Origin of the sequence: Bradyrhizobium lablabi (assembly GCF_018129385.1) — a bacterium.
GTDB lineage: Bacteria > Pseudomonadota > Alphaproteobacteria > Rhizobiales > Xanthobacteraceae > Bradyrhizobium > Bradyrhizobium lablabi_C.
The window spans coordinates 15,794-30,019 of the sequence record NZ_JAFCLN010000030.1; the positions used below are offsets into that span (position 1 = coordinate 15,794).

The following is a 14,226-nucleotide window of genomic DNA, read 5'->3' on the forward strand; positions in this document are numbered from 1 at the left end:
CTGCTTAACCTGTTCTTCGAAACCGCAGATACGTGGCCACGCGTCCCTCGCGCGCGGCCTTCTTCCCGTAGCGCGTCATGGTGTAGCCTGGCCATGGCAGGCGCCAGTCGTCGGCGCGTTCGGCAAGCCATGCGAAATCGCGCGAGCGCAAGAGATGGGCGAGCGTCCACGCGACATAGTCATCGATATCGCAAACGAAGCGGAATTCGCCGCTCTCCTTCAGCACGCGCGCCATCGCCGCCACCGTGGCATCCTGCACAAAGCGCCGCTTCCAGTGCCGCCGTTTTGGCCAGGGATCGGGATGGATCAGGTCGATGCGCGACAACGAGCGCGCCGGCGCCCACGCCAGCAGCTCGGCGGCATCGCCCGCGAACAGTCTGACATTGCCGACATTGTGCGCCTCGATCTGGGCGAGGACCTTTGCCATGCCGTTGACATAGGGCTCGCAGCCGATGAAGCCGGTGTTCGGAAAGGCCAGCGCTTCCGCGATGAGGTGTTCGCCGCCGCCAAAACCGATTTCGAGCCGCACGCCTTCCAGCGGCGCTTCGAAAACCTCCGTGAGATTTTCCGGTGCCGGGGTGCCGATGTCGAGCGCCAGCCGCGGCAGCAGGTTCGCGATCAGATCGGTCTGATGCGAGCGCAGCTTGTGGCCCTTGCGCCGGCCGAAGAACGAGCCTTGGCCATGCGCGTGCTCGCGATCCGGGTTGGAGGGGCGCGTCATCGCAGCGTCTGATACAGCCGATGAAGCAGCCGCGCCCGCGGCTCGATCGACGAGATGTACAATTGCTCGTAATGGGTATGCGCGCCTTCGCCGTCGACGCCGAGTCCGTCCAGCGTTGCGGTATGCGGCGCGGTGAAATTGCCGTCGGAGCCGCCGCCGGTCGAGGTGTCGACGAGATCGAAGCCGATCTCGGCCGCCAGCGATTTGGCGTGCTCATACAGTGCTGCGCCCGCATTGCTCTTTTCATAAGGCGGCCGGTTGAGCTCGCCGACCACGCGCACGCTGACGCCCTCGGTGCGCGATTTCAGGCCGAGTATTCTTGGAACGAGCTCGTCCGCATCCGCGATTGTCGGCACGCGCATATCGACCTCGGCATAGGCCTCCTCCGCGATCACGTTGGGCTTGGTGCCGCCGCGGACCACGCCAACGTTCACCGAGATGCCGCGCGAAAAATCGTTCATCGCTTCCAGCGTGTTGATGACATGGCCGAGTTCGCGGATCGCGCTGCGGCCGTCCTGCGGCCTCGTGCCGGCATGTGAGGGCACGCCCTTGATGAACACCTCAAAGCGCGCGACGCCCTTGCGCCCGGTGACGATCTTGCCGCCGTCGCGTGCCGGCTCCGTCACCAGCACATATTTTGCCTTGCGTCCCTCAGTCTCGATCAGCGCGCGCGAGGTCGGGCTGCCGATCTCTTCGTCGGAAACGAACAGTTGCGTGATGCCGAGCGGCGGCCGCGCGCCGTTGGCGCAAATCGTGCGGAATGCGTGGTAGGCCAGATACGCGCCGCCCTTCATGTCATAGATGCCCGGGCCGAAGGCGCGGTCGCCGTCGATCTTGAAGGGCAGCCGTTCGATGAACCCCAGCGGATGCACCGTGTCGAGATGGCTCAGCACCAGAATGCCTGCCGCATCCTGGCCCCATGACGAGCGCGCCACCAGATGGTCGCCGCAGCCGTCGCGCCCATCGATGCGTTCCACCGTCGCCGGCAGGTCGCGATAACCATCGGCGACAATGTCGGCGAGCTTGTTGACCTGCGCCGGCACGTCGGTCGGCGTCTCGATCTCGACCCATCGGCGGATGCCGTCGAGGATATTTGCCGCATCGAACGGATTGGCGGATGCCGAACTCATGGTCATTGCCTTGCAATCATACTGGCAATGTCATGCGCTCGCGGCCTTGGCCGCGTCAATCCGCTGTTTCGAAAAATGATTGTCGGATCTCGAGCATGATCCGGACCCGCAGGGCCGCGTTAGCGCAACGTGGAAACCGAGATCATGCTCAAACAAGGAGACTAGGTCATGATGCGATTTCTTGTAATCGCATCATGACTTAGTGCTTCTCGGCGGCTTCGCGCGCCGCGATCTGCTCGACCAGCTCGACGATGCTGCGGCGGAGTTTTGAATCGCCGATGCGCGTGAAGGCGCGGGTCAGCGCCAGTCCTTCCGAGGTCGCGAGGAAATCGGAGATATAGGCGGGCGAACCGCTCTCGCCAAAATTTTCGCTGGTGGCGATGCCGCTCGGACCGCCATCGAACAGGAAGGCGACCGGCACCTGCAAGATCTCGGCGATCTGTTGCAGGCGGCTCGCGCCCACGCGGTTGGTGCCCTTCTCGTATTTCTGCACCTGCTGAAAAGTAAGTCCCAGTGCCTCGCCGAGCTTTTCCTGACTCATGCCCAACATGATGCGGCGCATTCGCACGCGGCTGCCGACATATTTGTCAACAGGGTTCGGTGCTTTGGTGGACATTCCGTCTCTCCTTGAGGCATTTGCGCCTGGGGACGAGGCAAAACGATCAAGCGCAATGCCTCGGATGCGAGTGCCGTTTCCTCAGAGGGGGAAGTCGTCGAATCAGGACAATTGAGCAACAAGCCGACCGGGGTCGAACAGCGCGCGCAGAATGCGAATGGCCTCGCCGATATGTCAACAGGCGGAACTTCTGCGGACACCAAATTATTCCCGCTCGAATAAAGAAAATTTCGTCATTGGAAATTCTGCCGCGATAGGCGGCGCACCACGACGAAAGTCAGGGCAATCATGACGAGAATTGCAGCAGGGATGTTCCCGACGCGCGCAAAAACCGTCGGTGCGATCGCCGCGGGCAGGCCGGCATCCAGCACGCCTTCGAGCCCCAGACCGAGCTGTGCGGCAATACGTCCCATCGGATCGATCACGGCCGAGATGCCGGTGTTGGCGGCGCGAACCACAGGCAGGCCTTCTTCGATCGCGCGCAGCCGCGCCTGCTGTAGGTGCTGATAGGGGCCGGTCGAGATTCCGAACCAGCCGTCATTGGTCAGATTGATGATCCATCCCGGGCGATCGTCGCGGGCTGCAACATTTCCGGGAAAAATCACCTCATAACAAATCAGCGGTAGTGCGCGCGGCGCATTGGGAACCGCGAGCGGATGCCGCCGCGTGCCGGCGATGAAGCCGCCCTGCACCTTGGTGAGTTGACTGAAGCCCAGCTTTTCCATCCAGTTTTGGAATGGCAGGTATTCCCCAAACGGGACCAGGTGCAGCTTGTCATAAACCGACAGCACGCTGCCGTCGTGGTCGATCACGTAGATCGAGTTATAGGCGCGCGTCACCCTGGTACCGGGCCTCGCATCGTCAGGCGCCCGCACCGAGCCCGTGATCAGCACGGTGCCCTTGGGCAGCAATTCGGCGATCTGCGCCATCGCATCCGCCTCGCGGGTGAGGAAGAACGGAAAAGCGGATTCGGGCCAGATCAGGATGGTGGCGTCGCGCACGCCGGTGGCATTCGGCCCCGAGGAGCGATCCGACAAGGTCAGGTATTTCTGCATCACCTCCGCCTTGGCGGAGTAATTGAACTTCACGTCCTGCTGGAGATTGGGCTGCATGATGCGCAGCTTGACGCCGGCAACCAATTTGGTCGGCTGCATCGAAAGCCTGATGGCGCCGAGCGCGCCCATCGCGACCAGCAGCGCGAGCGCGGACGCAGGCCAGATCCACGGCCGGCGGCCGGATGCTTTTCCATCGATCAGCGCCGCGGGGCTCGCGAAGATTGCAACCGTCAGAAAGGTCATTCCCCACAGCCCGATCAGCGATGCGACCTGGGCCAGCGCCAGCGGCTCCGACAGCGCGTAGCCGAACGCATTCCAGGGAAAGCCGGTGAGCAGATGCCCGCGCAGCCATTCGCTGACCGTGAGGCTGACGGCGAGCGCCAGCACGCGCGAGGCGTCTTTTGTCCAGATCAGCCGCGCCATCGCAAAGCCGAGCGCGGTGTAGAGCGCAAGATAAGAGGGCAGGCCCAGCACGGCGAACGGCGTCAGCCATGCAAATGTCTGCGCGTCGACAAAGAAGGCGTAGCCGGTCCAGTACAGTCCCGGCACGAAATAGCCGAGCCCGAAGCAGAAGCCGGATAGCGCGGCGGCCGGCACGCCGCGCCATCGCCCGCCGGCCGCGCCGTCGATCAGCCAGACCGCGACCGGAAAGGTCAGGAACAGCACCGGCCAGGCGTTGAATGGCGCCATCGCCAGCACCGACAATGCGCCGGCCGCCATCGCAATGACTGCGCGCTTCCATCCCCAGGTCAGGAGGATCGAAAGCGCGGCTGCATGAAGCTTGTCGATTACCCTCACCGCGTGCCGGCTCCATCGCCGGTTGGCGGAGCCGGATTGTCACCGGCCGGGGGCGGCTGGCCCTGCTCGGGAGCAGGCTGACCTTGCTCGGGGGAAGCGTCGCGACGACGCCTTGTGGGCGGGGCCGGGCGCTCCTTGCGCGTGGCGATGCGCAGGCGCTTGACGCGCCTTGGATCGGCATCGAGCACCTCGACCTCGAAATTGCCGGGCCCCGAAATCACTTCGCCGCGCACCGGCAGACGGCCGACATGCGACACCAGATAGCCGCCGAGCGTCTCGACATCTTCGCCCGCTTCGCCGGTGACAAAATCCTCGCCGATCACGGTGCGGACATCATCGAGGCTCGCGCGCGCATCCGCGATGAACGAATTGTCGGCCTGCCGCACGATCGACGGCGGCTCGTCACTGTCGTGCTCGTCGTCGATCTCGCCGACGATCTGCTCGACGATATCCTCGATCGAGACGAGGCCGTCGGTGCCGCCATATTCGTCGACCACCAGCGCCAGATGGATGCGCGAGGCCTGCATCTGCGCGAGCAGATCGATCGCCCGCATCGACGGCGGCACGTAAAGCAGCTTTCGGATGATGTTCGCATCGGCAAGCGGCAGCGCGAGATCGACCGCACGCAGATCGAGGCCGGCAGGCAGCGGCTTCTTGCGCCTCGTCTTGGCGACCTCGCCCACCTTTGCCTTCGCCGTGATGAAGGCGAGCAGGTCGCGGATGTGCACCATGCCCTCGGGATCGTCGAGCGTCTCGTTATAGACGACGAGGCGCGAATGCGCCGCGCTCTCGAACAGGCTCATCAATTCGCCGAGCGGGATGTCGCGTTTGACCGCCACGATGTCGGCGCGATGCACCATGACGTCGGCGATGCGCCGCTCGTGCAGGCCTAGGATGTTGCGCAGCATGGTGCGCTCGATCGCGGAGAAGCCGACATCGTCCGGCTGCGATGCGTCCAGCACCACCTTCAGGTCGTCGCGCACCGATCCCGGCTTCCAGCCGAACAGCGTGCGGATCGCGCGCACCAGCCAGTTGTCGTTGGCCGGGCGCAGCACTTCGCCTTCTTGCACCACCGCCGGCAGGTTGGGCGTGTTGCGCGGATTGTTCTGGGTAGGGTCGGAGTCCGGCATGTCAGTTCACCCGCTCCCGATCCGCGTAGGGATCGGGAATGCCGAGCTGCGCAAGAATTTCGCGCTCGAGGCTTTCCATCGCCTCGGCCTCGTCGTTGCTCTCGTGATCGTAGCCGATCAGATGTAGAAAGCCGTGAACGGCGAGATGGCTGAGGTGATGATCGAACGGCTTGTGTTCCTCGTCGGCCTCGCGCCGGGTCGTCTGATAGGCGATCGCAATATCGCCCAGCATGCGCGGCGCATCGTCCGGCCCGACCGGACCGGTCGGCTGTAGCGCGGGGAACGACAGCACATTCGTCGCTTTGTCGATGCCGCGCCAGTTATGATTCAGCGTGCGGATTCCGTCATCGTCGGTCAGCATCACCGCGAGTTCGGCATCCTCGGTGTCGGCGTCGGCCATTTCGGCGGCCGCTTCGATGGCGCGGTGGATCACGGCTTCGGCCGCGGGCTCGTTCTGCCAGCAATCGGCGGTGATGAGGACTTCGGTCTGGGGCAGGGCAGGGCGTGCCATCGTTCTGGAATGTTGGTGACGGCCGGAACCCGATTGCTTGGGGTTGCCGGCGGTTATTTGTCGTTTCAAGATTTTCCGGTTGCCGGTTTCTGCGGCAATCCCTCATAGGCGGCGACGATGCGCGCCACCAGCTCGTGGCGGATGACGTCTTCGGCCGTGAATTTCACCTGTGCGATGCCCTCGACCCCATCGAGCAGCTTCACCGCTTCCGCAAGGCCGGAAGCCTGGCCGTGCGGCAGATCGATCTGCGACGGGTCGCCCGTGACGATCATACGGCTGTTTTCGCCAAGGCGGGTCAGGAACATCTTCATCTGCATCGATGTGGTGTTCTGCGCCTCGTCCAGGATGATGACGGCGTTGGTCAGCGTGCGGCCGCGCATGAAGGCGAGCGGCGCGATCTCGATCTCGCCGCCCTGTAGCGCGCGCTCGACGATCCGCGCATCCATCAAATCGTACAGCGCGTCATAGATCGGCCGCAGGTAAGGATCGACCTTTTCGCGCAAATCGCCGGGCAGGAAGCCGAGCCGTTCGCCGGCTTCCACCGCCGGCCGCGACAGAATGATGCGATCGACTTCCTTGCGCTCGAACAATTGCGCGGCATAGGCCACCGCCAGCCACGTTTTGCCGGTGCCGGCCGGGCCGACGCCGAACACCAGCTCGTGGCGTTTTAGCGCGCGGATATATGAATCCTGGGCGGCGGTGCGGGCGCGCACCGGACGCTTGCGCAAGTTGATGGTCTCGAACTGCGACTTCGCGGCCTTGGCGTCGTATTCGAACAGCGAGCCTTGCGCGATGACGGCGCGGATGGCGCCCTCGACGTCGCCCTGCGCCAGATCCTGGCCTTGCGTGGCCTGCGCATACAGCGTCTCCAGCACCCGCCGCGCTGCATCGCAGCCGTCGCGGCTGCCGGCGATGGAGATGTGATTGCCGCGGGAATCGACCACGACGCCGAGCCGGCGCTCGATCAGCGCAAGGTTCTGGCCGTAAGGGCCGACGAGGGCGGAAACGGCGCGGTTGTCGTCGAAATCGATGACGACTTGCGTTTCGGGCGGTATCTGCATGTCGCGGTCAAGTTTGCGGCTGGGAGCGAGCGAAGACGAATCCGATGCGCTTTTAGGCAAGGGTTCAGGCTCCAGTAGATATCTGCGAATGCGCTGACGGCGCGGATGCGATCGGCCGCGACGCGAGACGGCCGAGCAGGCTGTAGCGCTCGAGGCTCTCGATGCTGACAGGGCGAATCTGTCCGATGATGTCGGGTGAAGCCATCACATGCGCGGGCTGTAGGTAGGCGGTGCGGCCGACGATCTGGCCTTCCTTGCGCGCGGGCCGTTCGAACAGCACATCGACCGTTGAGCCAATCGCCGCCAGGTTGAAGGCCGATTGCTGACTGTCGATCAATTGCTGGAGCCGCTCCAATCGCTCGTCCATCTCGCCTGCTGACACCATCTCCGGCATGTCCGCCGCCGGCGTCCCGGGCCGCGGCGAATACTTGAATGAATAGGCGGCAGCGTATCCGATTTGTGTGACGAGGGCGAGGGTCGCAGAAAAATCTTCTTCGGTTTCACCGGGAAAACCCACGATAAAATCCGATGAAAATGCAATGTCTTGGCGCGCGGCGCGGAAACGATCGATGACGGCGTGGTATTCCGCGGCGGTATGCCTGCGGTTCATCGCCGAGAGGATGCGGTCGGATCCCGATTGCACCGGCAGATGCACGAACGGCATCAATTCGCACAAGTCCCGATGCGCCGCGATCAGGCTGTCGTCGACGTCGTTCGGATGACTGGTGGAATAGCGCAGCCGGGCGATGCCGGGGATATCGGCCAGGCGGTGCAGCAGTTTTCCGAGCGGCCATGCGCGGCCATCCGGACCGTCGCCATGGTAGGCGTTGACGTTCTGGCCGATCAGCGTGATCTCGCGCACGCCGTGGTCGGCGAGCCGCGTCACGTCGTCGATGATCTTTGCGACGGGGCGCGAAACTTCGGCGCCGCGCGTATAGGGCACGACGCAGAACGTGCAGAACTTGTCGCAGCCTTCCTGCACCGTGACGAAGGCGGAAATGCCGCGCGAACGAATCGCATCCGGCTTCGGCGGCGGCAGGAAGCCAAACTTGTCCTGCACCGGAAACTCGGTTTCCAGCGCGCGTCCGTCGCGCTTCGCCTTCGCCAACAGTTGCGGCAAATGATGATAGCTTTGCGGGCCGACCACGACGTCGACGACGGGCGCGCGGCGGATGATCTCTTCGCCCTCGGCCTGCGCCACGCAGCCGGCCACCGCGATGTTCATCTGGCGCCCGTTGCGTGCGGCCTCGTCCTTCATCACCCGCAGCCGTCCGAGTTCGGAATAGACCTTTTCCGAGGCCTTTTCGCGGATGTGGCAGGTGTTGAGGATGACGAGGTCCGCATCGTCAGCGCTCGCCGTCTCAACAAAGCCCTCGCCTGCCAGCGTGTCCACCATGCGCTGGGCATCGTAGACGTTCATCTGGCAGCCATAGGACTTGATATGCAGCTTGCGCGGCGGCGTCATGGAACCTGGTCGGGGAGCAAGCGGCGCCATCCGCGCCGCAGGGCTCAATTATAGCCTACAGGGGCGAAAATCCAGCGGCAGGGCTGCCTTTATTGGGTCATGGCGCCGTCTTGCGGATATCTCAAAAATAAGATATGCAAGTGGTGTGGCTTGGCGGGTGGATATCCTCAACGAAACGGTCGCTGCGGAGATCGCCGCTCTTCCAGATGACATGCAGGCACGTTTTTTACGGCTTGCGGAGCGGATCGCATCTGTGTGGCTGGAAAGCCTGAGTGAGCCGCACGTCAAGCATCTGGAAGGGAAGCTGTGGGAACTGCGGCTGACAGGCCGCGACGGAATCGCACGCGCTCTTTACGTCACGGCGATCGGCCGGAGGGTCGTGGTGGTACGTGCGTTCGTCAAGAAAACGCAGAAAACGCCGCGGAGCGAGATCGAACGCGCACTGCGGCGAGCAACGGAGATCAAATGACCATCCCGTTCGAAAAGCTTAAGGCTCGCCTCCTTGCTAATCCAAAGGTCAAGGCAGAGTACGATGCGCTCGCGCCTGAGTTCGAGATTGCCGCCGAACTGCTTCGAGCTCGCGTGCGGGCAGGTCTTTCACAAGCTGAACTGGCCGCGCGAATGCGTACCAGTCAGTCCACGATTGCCCGGCTGGAAAGCGGTCAAACGCTGCCGAGCACAAAGACGTTGCTGCGCTATGCGGAGGCGACCGGTAGCAAGTTTCACGTGCGGCTATCAGCTGCCTAGCAGGATAATCTAGCCGGCCACTGGTGCGAATCGACTCTGCGGACCAGTTCCGGCAATTGCCGCATGTCGTCGAACACCACAGCCGCGCCCGCTTTGCGCAGCTTGTCGGCATGGCCCGGCTGGCAGTGGCTGCCGCCATGGAAACCGAGCACGGTCATCCCGGCGGCGCGGGCGCCGGTGACGCCGGGAACGCTGTCCTCGATCACGACGCAGCGCTCTGCCGCGACACCCATCTGCCGGGCCGCGAACAGGAACAGATCCGGCGCGGGCTTGCCGCGCTTGACCTGGGTGCCGGAGAAAATGTGCGGTGCGAGCTGCTCGTAGAGCCCGGCGCATTCGAGGCCGTGGCGGATTTTTTCCGGCGTGCCGCTGGAGGCCACGCATTTCGGCAGATCGATCGCCGCAATTGCCGCGGCAACGCCGGCAATGGCCTTGAGGTCGCCGGCGTAGAATTTCAGCGTCGCTTCCTTCACCTGCGCCTCGAAATCACCGGGAAGCGCTCGCCCGATCTCGCGCTCGATGATCATTCGCGCCTCGCGGTCCGACACGCCGAGGAAACGGTGCAGCACCTGTTCCTCGGTGATCGGATAGCCGTGACGGGTCAGCGTCTCAGCATGGGCGCGGCAGGATATGACTTCGCTGTCGACCAGCACGCCGTCGCAGTCAAAGATGACGAGATCTAGATTCACGTTGATGAGACGTCCCGCGATCAATTCTTGTCATCGTCCAGCGGCACGCAATAAAGCTCGAGCCGGTGATCGACCAGCTTGTAGCCGAGCTTGCGCGCGATCTCCGCTTGCAGCTTCTCGATCTCTTCCGAGGTGAACTCGATCACCTTGCCGTCGCGCAGATTGATCAGGTGGTCGTGATGGCTGTCGCGCATCGTCTCGTAGCGCGCGCGGCCCTCGCGGAAATCGTGCCGCTCGATGATCCCGGCATCCTCGAACAGCTTTACCGTCCGATACACCGTCGAGATCGAGATCTTGTCGTCAACCGCCACGCAGCGGCGATACAGCTCCTCCACGTCGGGATGATCGACGGCATCCGCCAGCACGCGCGCAATCACGCGGCGCTGCTCGGTCATGCGCATGCCGGTCGCGGCGCAGCGCGCCTCGATGCCGGTGGCGTTTTGCGCGGAGGATTTGAGTGCGGTCATGCTCGCGGGCCTTGGAATGATCCTGGGGACGAACGGAGGATGTTTGCCACCATCGGCATCTTACGACAAGTCTCGCCGCATCAGAAGCGCGTTCAATTGTTCCCCGCCGGGCTGCTGGTAATAGCGTTCGCGACGGCCGACGACGCCGAAGCCGGTCTTTTCATATAGCCTTCGCGCCGGCAAATTGTTTTCCTCCACTTCGAGGAAAATACGGCGCACGCCAAATCCCGCGAGATGACCGAGATGCGTCATCAGCAGGTTGTTCGAAAAACCCTTGCCGCGATAGGCCGCATCGACTGCGATCGACAATATCTCCGCTTCGTCCGCGGCCATGCGCGAGACCGCAAAGCCGATGACCCTTCGCCCGAGCCGCAAGCGATGCACCAGCGTATTGCGCTCGCGCAGCATCGCCTCGAACTCGCCTTCGCCCCAGCCGCGATGAAAGGACGCAGCGTGCAATTGCGCGAGCCGCGCGGCATCGCGCTGGGTCGCGGACTCCACCACCGGCGTGCCGCCGCTCCACCACTGCGCGAGGAGGTTCATCATGCCGGCTGCGGCGCCTGTGGCAGCGCCTCTTTCGGCGGCTTGGCATCGGGCGCGCGCAGGTAAAGCGGCCGGGCGAGCGCGACCTGGGGATCGACGGCGGCGCCGAGCCAGGCCACCCAGGCGATGTCGGGCGCTGCTTGCGGGTCGACCTTGATCAGCGGCGATTCAGCCGGCCAGCGGTCGGCGAGGAGTTTTGCGGCATTGCCGACCAGATGCGGCGCACCGAAGCGCGCGGCCTCGATCGCTTCTGCAATCGATGCAACGCGCGGTGTCACCAGGGCGGCGCCGCTGCCGCTCACCACTTGCAGATAGACGTGGTCATGCCGCGCATCGACCGCGGAGATGATCGGATGCTCGTCGCTTTCGCTCACCACAGGGGCGGCATAGGCCGCGAGCGTGGTGACGCCGACCACGGGCTTGTTCGCCGCCAGCGCAATGCCGCGCGCGGCGGAAAGACCGACCCGCAATCCCGTGAAGCTGCCTGGCCCCGTCGTCGATGCAATGCGATCGAGCGTGTCGAACGCGACACCGGATTCCTTCATCACGCGCGCGATCAGCGGCATCAAGGCTTCGGCATGCCCGCGCTTCATCGCCTGCGATTCCTGCGCGATCAGTTTATTTTGGGCGGTGTCGAGGACAGCGGCGGCGCAGGCGTCGAGGGCGGTATCGATGGCGAGGATCAGCATGAGGGGATGTTAGCAGCTTTTTTCGGCGTCATGGCCGGGCTTGTCCCGGCCATCCACGTCTTTGCCGCCTCCCAAAACGTGGATGCCCGGGACAAGCCCGGGCATGACGGCTAAACGAGCAGGCTCAGCCGATGTCACATCGGCCGCACTTCGACCACGTCGGGCACGAAGTGGCGCAGCAGGTTCTGGATGCCGTGCTGGAGCGTGGCGGTCGATGACGGGCAGCCGGCGCAAGAACCCTTCATGTTGAGATAGACCACGCCGTCCCTGAAGCCGCGGAAGGTGATGTCGCCGCCGTCATTGGCCACCGCCGGGCGCACCCGCGTCTCGATCAGATCCTTGATCTGCGCGACCGTGTCGGCGTCAGACTCATTGAAAAATTCGTCTTCCTCGTCGGCCGCCTCGTCGTTGTGCGCGCTGCCGTCGGCAAGCAGCGGTGCACCCGACATGTAGTGCTCCATGATGGCGCCGAGGATCGCGGGCTTGAGCTGTTGCCACTCGCCATCCGCCTTGGTGACGGTGACGAAGTCATAGCCGTAAAACACGCCGGTGACGCCGGGCACGTTGAACAGCCTTTCGGCCAGCGGCGAGCGGGCTGCGGAATCGCGGCTGGAAAACTCCATCGTGCCGGTGTCCAGCACAGTGCGACCCGGAATGAATTTCAGGGTAGCAGGATTGGGGGTGGCTTCGGTCTGAATGAACATGGTTTTCTCCGGCGTCGCCGGTTCAAGGCCGGCGCGTGAGGTCCTGCTTAGCAGATGGCGTCCCGCGGCGCACGGTCAAGGGCGCAGGGCAGCTTTTCCTGCGGTGCATCAAACATTTAGGTGTCCGATCGCGCATCTCCGTCATGGCCGGGCTCGTCCCGGCCATCCACGTCTCGCTCGGAGCAATTGCAACAACACGTGGATGCCCGGGACGAGCCCGGGCATGACGGGCGTAGGTCTAGGACAGCGCGTCGATCTCATCGTCGGTCAGTCCGCCCGGCACGATGATAAGGGGTATCGGGAACGATCCCACCGTCTTCGCCATGGTGGTGATGATCGGGCCGGGACCCTCCGGGCCCGGATTGGCCGCCAGCACCAGCATTGCGATATCGACGTCCTTGTCGATGACATCGAGAATCTGCTCGGCCGGATCGCCTTCGCGGATCACCCGCTCCGGCGTGATCGCGGCAATCCCGTTGGCGCGGCCGGAGGCGCGGTCGAGCGCCTCGTTGGCGGCTTCATGCGCTTCGGCCCGCATGATGTCGGCCACCCCCAGCCATTGCTGGTTCTGGTCCTCGGTCTCGATCACGCGCAGCATCACCACGCCGCCGCCGACCCGGATAGCCCAGCGGCTGGCATAGTAGACCGCGCGGTCCCACTCCGCGGTGTCGTCGACGATGACAAGGCATTTTGGCTGGTGACCCGATTCGTAGCTTTGTCGCTTGCTGGTCATGCATGTCCCGGTGCTGCCAAACCGTCGCATGCTGCCACACTCCCTCTCCCAATGGGAGAGGGGCAGCGTGACGGTTCCGGTCTATCTTTGGTTGATGACGTCAGGCCTGCCGGATGAAGCCGACGATGTCCTTGGTCCTGCGCATGGTCTCGTCCGCGATCGCGCGTGCACGATTGGCGCCGTCCACCAGGATCGCGTCGACATGGCCGGGATCGGCGACCAGCTTCTTCATCTCGGCGGCAATCGGCGACAGTTTTGCGACGCACACGTCGACCAGCGCGTTCTTGAAGCTGGAGAATTGTCCGCCGCCAAAATCCTTGAGCACGGCTTGCTTGGAGACACCGGCCAGCGCCGCGTAGATGCCGACGAGATTGTCGGCCTCGGGACGCGGCTCGAGGCCTTTTTCTTCCGTCGGCAGCGGCTCCGGATCGGTCTTCGCCTTGCGGATCTTCTGCGCGATGGTGTCGGCATCGTCGGTGAGGTTGATGCGCGAATTGTCTGATGCGTCCGACTTCGACATTTTCTTGGTGCCATCGCGCAGGCTCATTACGCGCGTCGCCGGGCCCGTGATCAGCGGCTCCGGCAGCGGGAAGTACAGCCCGTCATTGAAGCCGTTGTTGCGGATCGAGTCGCCAAAGTCGTTGTTGAACTTTTGCGCGATGTCGCGCGACAGCTCCAGATGCTGCTTCTGGTCGTCGCCGACAGGAACGTGGGTGGCGCGGTACAGGAGAATGTCGGCCGCCATCAGCACGGGATAATCGAAAATCCCGACGGAAGCGTTCTCGCGATCCTTGCCGGCCTTCTCCTTGAATTGCGTCATGCGGTTGAGCCAACCCATGCGGGCGACGCAGTTGAAGATCCAGGCGAGCTCGGCATGGCCGGAGACCTGGCTCTGGTTGAACACGATGTGCTTCTTCGGATCAATGCCGGCTGCGATGAACGCCGCCGTGACTTCGCGGGTGTTGCGCGCCAGCTCCGCCGGGCCGCCCCAGACGTCGGTCGGCATGGTGATGGCATGCATGTCGACGACGCAATAGATGCAGTTGTGCGTTTCCTGCAACTTCACGAAGTTGACGATGGCGCCGAGATAATTGCCGAGATGCAGATTGCCCGTCGGCTGGACGCCTGAAAAAACCCGTTCCACGAACGCCATGGTTCTCGTTCCCG

The 14,226-nt window shown here is 63.7% G+C and carries 18 protein-coding genes; 3 read left to right on the top strand and 15 right to left on the bottom strand.

What is annotated here, in order from left to right; all coding sequences use genetic code 11:
* Positions 1-4: 4 nt before the first annotated feature.
* The 8 genes from trmB to miaB all read right to left on the bottom strand — a co-directional run bounded on the left by trmB (position 5) and on the right by miaB (position 8,487).
* Complete coding sequence (gene trmB, locus JQ628_RS32705) at positions 5-721, bottom strand: tRNA (guanosine(46)-N7)-methyltransferase TrmB (protein ID WP_212230274.1); 717 nt, start codon at positions 719-721, stop codon at positions 5-7.
* Positions 718-1,851 (bottom strand): M20 family metallopeptidase, encoded by a 1,134-nt coding sequence (locus JQ628_RS32710; protein ID WP_212230276.1) that lies wholly within the window; start codon positions 1,849-1,851, stop codon positions 718-720. Before JQ628_RS32710 ends, trmB begins: the two co-directional genes overlap by 4 nt.
* A 199-nt stretch (positions 1,852-2,050) precedes the next feature.
* Positions 2,051-2,467, bottom strand: coding sequence for a helix-turn-helix domain-containing protein (locus JQ628_RS32715; RefSeq protein WP_212230278.1), 417 nt, complete (start codon positions 2,465-2,467; stop codon positions 2,051-2,053).
* Positions 2,468-2,700: 233 nt separating this feature from the next.
* Positions 2,701-4,320, bottom strand: a complete 1,620-nt coding sequence (gene lnt, locus JQ628_RS32720; protein ID WP_349628153.1) for an apolipoprotein N-acyltransferase — start codon at positions 4,318-4,320, stop codon at positions 2,701-2,703.
* Positions 4,317-5,450: a hemolysin family protein gene (locus JQ628_RS32725; RefSeq protein WP_212230280.1), complete on the bottom strand. Its 1,134-nt coding sequence runs from the start codon at positions 5,448-5,450 to the stop codon at positions 4,317-4,319. Before JQ628_RS32725 ends, lnt begins: the two co-directional genes overlap by 4 nt.
* A gap of 1 nt (position 5,451) precedes the next feature.
* Positions 5,452-5,961 carry an rRNA maturation RNase YbeY gene (gene ybeY / locus JQ628_RS32730; protein WP_212230295.1) on the bottom strand — a complete coding sequence of 170 codons (510 nt, stop codon included), beginning with the start codon at positions 5,959-5,961 and terminating at the stop codon, positions 5,452-5,454.
* 65 nt (positions 5,962-6,026) lie between these two features.
* On the bottom strand, positions 6,027-7,082 hold the full coding sequence (locus tag JQ628_RS32735; protein WP_212230297.1) for a PhoH family protein: 1,056 nt from the start codon (positions 7,080-7,082) through the stop codon (positions 6,027-6,029).
* A 4-nt stretch (positions 7,083-7,086) separates the two neighbouring features.
* Positions 7,087-8,487 carry a tRNA (N6-isopentenyl adenosine(37)-C2)-methylthiotransferase MiaB gene (gene miaB / locus JQ628_RS32740; RefSeq protein ID WP_212230299.1) on the bottom strand — a complete coding sequence of 467 codons (1,401 nt, stop codon included), beginning with the start codon at positions 8,485-8,487 and terminating at the stop codon, positions 7,087-7,089.
* Positions 8,488-8,644: 157 nt separating this feature from the next.
* On the opposite strand from miaB, the gene JQ628_RS32745 reads away from it, so the two are divergent.
* Positions 8,645-8,956, top strand: coding sequence for a type II toxin-antitoxin system RelE/ParE family toxin (locus tag JQ628_RS32745; RefSeq protein WP_349628154.1), 312 nt, complete (start codon positions 8,645-8,647; stop codon positions 8,954-8,956).
* Positions 8,953-9,234 (top strand): helix-turn-helix domain-containing protein, encoded by a 282-nt coding sequence (locus JQ628_RS32750; RefSeq protein ID WP_212230301.1) that lies wholly within the window; start codon positions 8,953-8,955, stop codon positions 9,232-9,234. The genes JQ628_RS32745 and JQ628_RS32750 overlap by 4 nt, the downstream gene beginning before the upstream one ends.
* Here the strand turns inward: JQ628_RS32750 and JQ628_RS32755 are convergent.
* From JQ628_RS32755 to tsaB, 4 genes are read right to left on the bottom strand one after another with little or no spacing between them, the layout of a single operon-like run.
* Positions 9,231-9,923, bottom strand: coding sequence for an HAD family hydrolase (locus JQ628_RS32755; RefSeq protein WP_212230303.1), 693 nt, complete (start codon positions 9,921-9,923; stop codon positions 9,231-9,233). The genes JQ628_RS32750 and JQ628_RS32755 overlap by 4 nt on opposite strands.
* Before the next feature lie 20 nt (positions 9,924-9,943).
* Positions 9,944-10,390: a Fur family transcriptional regulator gene (locus tag JQ628_RS32760; RefSeq protein WP_212230305.1), complete on the bottom strand. Its 447-nt coding sequence runs from the start codon at positions 10,388-10,390 to the stop codon at positions 9,944-9,946.
* A gap of 60 nt (positions 10,391-10,450) precedes the next feature.
* On the bottom strand, positions 10,451-10,936 hold the full coding sequence (gene rimI / locus JQ628_RS32765) for a ribosomal protein S18-alanine N-acetyltransferase (RefSeq protein ID WP_212230307.1): 486 nt from the start codon (positions 10,934-10,936) through the stop codon (positions 10,451-10,453).
* Positions 10,933-11,619, bottom strand: coding sequence for a tRNA (adenosine(37)-N6)-threonylcarbamoyltransferase complex dimerization subunit type 1 TsaB (tsaB, locus tag JQ628_RS32770; RefSeq protein WP_249128709.1), 687 nt, complete (start codon positions 11,617-11,619; stop codon positions 10,933-10,935). Before tsaB ends, rimI begins: the two co-directional genes overlap by 4 nt.
* On the opposite strand from tsaB, the gene JQ628_RS32775 reads away from it, so the two are divergent.
* Positions 11,512-11,736, top strand: coding sequence for a hypothetical protein (locus JQ628_RS32775; protein ID WP_212230343.1), 225 nt, complete (start codon positions 11,512-11,514; stop codon positions 11,734-11,736). The genes tsaB and JQ628_RS32775 overlap by 108 nt on opposite strands.
* A 20-nt stretch (positions 11,737-11,756) precedes the next feature.
* Here the strand turns inward: JQ628_RS32775 and JQ628_RS32780 are convergent, their stop codons facing one another.
* The 3 genes from JQ628_RS32780 to trpS form a co-directional block, all read right to left on the bottom strand.
* Positions 11,757-12,326 (bottom strand): NifU family protein, encoded by a 570-nt coding sequence (locus JQ628_RS32780; RefSeq protein WP_212230311.1) that lies wholly within the window; start codon positions 12,324-12,326, stop codon positions 11,757-11,759.
* A gap of 238 nt (positions 12,327-12,564) precedes the next feature.
* Positions 12,565-13,059, bottom strand: a complete 495-nt coding sequence (locus JQ628_RS32785) for a universal stress protein (RefSeq protein WP_212230313.1) — start codon at positions 13,057-13,059, stop codon at positions 12,565-12,567.
* A gap of 100 nt (positions 13,060-13,159) precedes the next feature.
* Positions 13,160-14,212, bottom strand: coding sequence for a tryptophan--tRNA ligase (trpS, locus tag JQ628_RS32790; protein WP_212230315.1), 1,053 nt, complete (start codon positions 14,210-14,212; stop codon positions 13,160-13,162).
* Positions 14,213-14,226 lie beyond the last annotated feature (14 nt).

Excerpts from the sequence above, each read along its gene's own strand:
- JQ628_RS32775 (WP_212230343.1), top strand. The coding sequence starts at position 11,512 with ATGCCCGCGCTTCATCGCCTGCGATTCCTGCGCGATCAGTTTATTTTG.
- JQ628_RS32710 (WP_212230276.1), bottom strand. The coding sequence starts at position 1,851 with ATGAGTTCGGCATCCGCCAATCCGTTCGATGCGGCAAATATCCTCGAC.
- JQ628_RS32785 (WP_212230313.1), bottom strand. The coding sequence starts at position 13,059 with ATGACCAGCAAGCGACAAAGCTACGAATCGGGTCACCAGCCAAAATGC.
- JQ628_RS32725 (WP_212230280.1), bottom strand. The coding sequence starts at position 5,450 with ATGCCGGACTCCGACCCTACCCAGAACAATCCGCGCAACACGCCCAAC.
- JQ628_RS32750 (WP_212230301.1), top strand. The coding sequence starts at position 8,953 with ATGACCATCCCGTTCGAAAAGCTTAAGGCTCGCCTCCTTGCTAATCCA.
- trpS (WP_212230315.1), bottom strand. The coding sequence starts at position 14,212 with ATGGCGTTCGTGGAACGGGTTTTTTCAGGCGTCCAGCCGACGGGCAAT.
- JQ628_RS32715 (WP_212230278.1), bottom strand. The coding sequence starts at position 2,467 with ATGTCCACCAAAGCACCGAACCCTGTTGACAAATATGTCGGCAGCCGC.
- JQ628_RS32760 (WP_212230305.1), bottom strand. The coding sequence starts at position 10,390 with ATGACCGCACTCAAATCCTCCGCGCAAAACGCCACCGGCATCGAGGCG.
- miaB (WP_212230299.1), bottom strand. The coding sequence starts at position 8,487 with ATGACGCCGCCGCGCAAGCTGCATATCAAGTCCTATGGCTGCCAGATG.
- ybeY (WP_212230295.1), bottom strand. The coding sequence starts at position 5,961 with ATGGCACGCCCTGCCCTGCCCCAGACCGAAGTCCTCATCACCGCCGAT.
- rimI (WP_212230307.1), bottom strand. The coding sequence starts at position 10,936 with ATGATGAACCTCCTCGCGCAGTGGTGGAGCGGCGGCACGCCGGTGGTG.
- trmB (WP_212230274.1), bottom strand. The coding sequence starts at position 721 with ATGACGCGCCCCTCCAACCCGGATCGCGAGCACGCGCATGGCCAAGGC.
- JQ628_RS32780 (WP_212230311.1), bottom strand. The coding sequence starts at position 12,326 with ATGTTCATTCAGACCGAAGCCACCCCCAATCCTGCTACCCTGAAATTC.